The sequence below is a fragment of the Microcoleus sp. OTE_8_concoct_300 genome (genome assembly GCF_031383065.1).
In the GTDB taxonomy this organism is placed as follows: domain Bacteria; phylum Cyanobacteriota; class Cyanobacteriia; order Cyanobacteriales; family Microcoleaceae; genus Microcoleus.
Window position 1 is genome coordinate 1 of record NZ_JANMZH010000501.1, and the last position, 4,324, is coordinate 4,324.

General features: G+C 51.4%; 2 protein-coding genes and 1 CRISPR repeat array. Both genes read left to right on the forward strand.

Features of this window, described 5'->3' with window-relative positions; all coding sequences use genetic code 11:
- A partial coding sequence (locus ACUVJL_RS22815) for a hypothetical protein (protein ID WP_445247925.1) occupies nt 1–432 on the forward strand: 432 nt, incomplete at its 5' end.
- 67 nt (nt 433–499) lie between these two features.
- Complete coding sequence (locus ACUVJL_RS22820; RefSeq protein ID WP_445247926.1) at nt 500–2,617, forward strand: DNA-binding protein; 2,118 nt, start codon at nt 500–502, stop codon at nt 2,615–2,617.
- A gap of 278 nt (nt 2,618–2,895) precedes the next feature.
- Nucleotides 2,896–4,300: a CRISPR direct-repeat array (repeat unit 37 nt; unit sequence ATCGTAATTAACCTAACTCCCTATTAGGGATTGAAAC).
- Nucleotides 4,301–4,324 lie beyond the last annotated feature (24 nt).

Consider the following 4,324-nt stretch of genomic DNA (forward strand, 5'->3'; position numbering starts at 1 on the left):
GGGCGGGACGCCCATCCCACCAACAGAAACAGGACGGGCGGGACGCCCATCCCACCAACAGAAACAGGACGGGCGGGGACGCCCATCCCACCAACAGAAACAGGACGGGCGGGGACGCCCATCCCACCAACAGAAACAGGACGGGCGGGACGCCCATCCCACCAACAGAAACAGGACGGGCGGGGACGCCCATCCCACCAACAGAAACAGGACGGGCGGGACGCCCATCCCACCAACAGAAACAGGACGGGCGGGACGCCCATCCCACCAACAGAAACAGGACGGGCGGGACGCCCATCCCACCAACAGAAACAGGGCTTACCCACTCCCACCCAAGAAACCGGGTTTTTAACCGAATCTGCGGGCTGCAACCCGTCTTTTGGTGAAAAACCCGGTTTCGAGGCACCGGTGCCTAAGTCCCAAGAAAGGTAAGATTTAATGGGCAAGTCAAATTTATTGAGTCATGGCTTCCAAATCCTCTATCCCCTAACGGAATTCTATGCAGTTGCAGCGCCAATTTAGCGGACAACTGATTGCGATCGACACCAAAACCGCGATCGCCAGCGGGGGTGAAGGCCGCATCTACCCGATCGCCCAAGACTCGTCCCTTGTAGCAAAAATCTACCACAGACCGACAGACGAAGACGGCGACAAACTCACAGTCATGTTCAGTATGCCGCCGGATGCGCCGATCGCGGAACCGGGGCACGCTTCGATTGCTTGGCCGATCGATTTGCTGCATACTGTGGGCGGGCGAGAAAAAATCGTCGGTTTTGTGATGCCGCGCGTCAACAAAGTGAGGCCGGTACACACTTTCTACACTCCGAAAACCAGGCGCGAACAAAAACCGCTATTTAACTATCTTTACCTCCACCGCACGGCCAGAAATCTCGCCTCGGCTGTAAACGCCCTCCACATCAGGGGTTACGTCATCGGGGACGTAAACGAGTCGAATATTCTAGTCACGGATACGGCCTTGGTAACGCTGGTAGATACGGATTCGTTTCAAGTCCGCGATCCTTATACGGGTTACGTTTATCGGTGTCCCGTGGGGAAACCCGAGTTTACGCCGCCGGAGTTGCAGGGGCAGACTTTCCGGGATATCGATCGAGCTCCAGAGCACGATTTGTTCGGTTTAGCTGTATTAATTTTTCAATTGCTGATGGAAGGTACGCACCCGTTTTCGGGAGTTTATCTCGGTAGCGATGAACCGCCGTCTTTGGAAGCGAGAATTCGATCGGGCCATTTCCCCACAGGTACGAAGCGGATTCCCTACCGCCCGATGCCGGCTGCGCCTCCTTTTGAGATGCTGCATCCGCGACTGCGGCAGATGTTTGTCCGCTGTTTTGAGGAAGGACACGACAATCCTGCGGCGCGCCCGGATGCGAAAACTTGGGTGAATGCGATTCGGGAAGCGGAAGATGCTTTGGTAACTTGCAGCAAAAACAGTCAGCATAAATACGGAAATCATCTGAGTCGGTGCCCTTGGTGCGATCGGGCAAAACTCCTGAAGGGGCGCGATCCGTTTCCTTCGCGGCAAGCAGTCAGCAACGGATTGCACTTGCAGCCGGCGAAAATCAAGCGTAAAAAGCCCCAACCACCGCCTGTCGTGAGGGAGCCCGCAGTGCGCCGGCAACAGCCCGCCACGGGGCTGCCGCGCCAACTCGGCCAGTACGCAGTGCCGTTGCTGCCGATGCCTATGTCTTCTCGGAGTCGGACTCCCGCGCCTCGGGTTCCGGTGGGCAAGTTTGAGCGCCTTTTTCAGGATGCTGCTTGGGGAGGTGTTTGGGGCAGTTTGTGTTTGGCGGCGATCGGGGGGATTTATTCGGTAATAGCTGAGGGCGGCGGCGCTATTTTGGGGGCGATTTTTGTTGGTACGATTTGGGGCTGTTTTTTTGGGATGATGTGGGGCGTTTTTACTTTGCCGCCGAATCAGATTTGGCGGAAGTGGGGGGGTGTTTTGGTGGGGGCGGTTTGGGGGGCTTTTTTGTTGGCGGCGATCGGGGGTGCGGTGTTTGGGGCGATTAATAGCACTCCGGGAGTCGGGCAGAGGATTTTGGCTGGGGGGGTGGTTGGTGCTGTCTGGGGCTGTGTTTGGGCGAGTTTTCGGCCTCCTCTGGCGCTGCCGGTGGGGAGGGTGTGGGGCCGGCGGGGAGGGTATTTGGGGGCGGTCTGGGGCTCGTTTGTGGGGACTCTGGCTGGTGTTTTTTTGGGGGCTGGGCTGGTGGTTTGGCAGCAGTACAGCGGCCAAATGCGGCCGCTGGATGAGTTTGCGGGTTTGTTGCTGGGTGTGGCGATCGTGGCGGCTGGTGTGGGTGCGATTGGGGGTGTGGTTTCTGGGGGTGTGTTGGGTTTGTGCGGGTTTTCGCCGAAGCTGCCGATTTCGTTTCAGCCTTCGGGGGTGAGGGGTGGGGCTTTGGGGGCGATTTGGGGCAGTTTTTTGGGGACTTTTGCGGGGGCTGTCTGGGGTGCGGTGCTGTCTGCGATGTTTCCGGCTGTTAGCGCTGGGGTGCCGGTGGAGTTGGGGCCTGTGGCGGGGGCGATCGTGGGGGCTGGTTTGGGGGCGATTTGGGGGGTGGTTTCGGGTACTGTTTGGGGGGCTTTGGGCAAGTGGTGATCGGTTGATGTGTGTTTTTGGGTGGAAAATGCGCCTGTGCCTAGGTGTAAAAATCGAGGTGTTAAATTTGGGGGCTACAATGTATGTGCTGTAAGGGTTAGAGGCACTTCTACCAATAAAATGGTAGACGCGATCGTTGAAATCTATGCAGGATAAGGGTTTGAGGGCTGTATGAATATTTTGGTATTGACAAGTGGAAGGCCCAAATGGTACTTTTGTTTTACGCAGACGCAACTGAACCTTGAAAACTAAATACAGCAATGCTTCTGGAACGGGCGATCGTAATTAACCTAACTCCCTATTAGGGATTGAAACTTAAATTTCTCTCGGCTGCCCAGTTGCAAGCAGCATTAATCGTAATTAACCTAACTCCCTATTAGGGATTGAAACGCTATATTGCTGGCGGTTTTGTATGCCGGGAATTTGAATCGTAATTAACCTAACTCCCTATTAGGGATTGAAACATGTAATTCCTATATTTGGGGAAACCTGTCCAAAAGGATCGTAATTAACCTAACTCCCTATTAGGGATTGAAACTAATCTCTCGGTCTATCCCTTTGTGCCAAGGATGCCATCGTAATTAACCTAACTCCCTATTAGGGATTGAAACTACAGACTCAAGCTCTTTATTGGTAAGTGTTTGAGATCGTAATTAACCTAACTCCCTATTAGGGATTGAAACGTGCCAAGTAAAAGCTATCCGATTGCCGTTTTTATCGTAATTAACCTAACTCCCTATTAGGGATTGAAACATGACTTGCAGCAGTTCTCTCGCGTCTAGGTTGTAAAATCGTAATTAACCTAACTCCCTATTAGGGATTGAAACTAACAATTCTCAAGGATGGCGCTGCGAGTGCAAGCTTATCGTAATTAACCTAACTCCCTATTAGGGATTGAAACCAAAATTCCAGCTTTGACCCAGAGGCGATTGTAAGATCGTAATTAACCTAACTCCCTATTAGGGATTGAAACAGGGCGGCCCATTCTGGGGAAATAGCCATCGCAGCAGATCGTAATTAACCTAACTCCCTATTAGGGATTGAAACCCATCTTGCGTTTTCCAATAAGCTTGACCCCGATAACATCGTAATTAACCTAACTCCCTATTAGGGATTGAAACCGAGAAAGTCTGCTCTGCGGTGCGCTACGGTCAATCGTAATTAACCTAACTCCCTATTAGGGATTGAAACGTAAGCGTGTCTATGACCCAAAAGAAAATATCGAAATCGTAATTAACCTAACTCCCTATTAGGGATTGAAACATTAGCAATTGCATTGTATGCTTCAGGAGGAATCGTAATTAACCTAACTCCCTATTAGGGATTGAAACATTGGTTTTGTTGTTGATTCGCTATTTTGAGAAATCGTAATTAACCTAACTCCCTATTAGGGATTGAAACTTGTAGTGGACAATGCGGACGCAATTACCGCTAATCGTAATTAACCTAACTCCCTATTAGGGATTGAAACAATATGTCTCATGTTGCATTATTTGGTTCACAAAATCGTAATTAACCTAACTCCCTATTAGGGATTGAAACACAGCGACACAAAGTGGCACGGGAGTACGAGCCGGAATCGTAATTAACCTAACTCCCTATTAGGGATTGAAACATTAGCAATTGCATTGTATGCTTCAGGAGGAATCGTAATTAACCTAACTCCCTATTAGGGATTGAAACATTGGTTTTGTTGTTGATTCGCTA

What these genes read in the sequence shown, in the direction of transcription:
- ACUVJL_RS22820 (WP_445247926.1), top strand. Translation starts at nt 500, where the DNA reads ATGCAGTTGCAGCGCCAATTTAGCGGACAACTGATTGCGATCGACACC.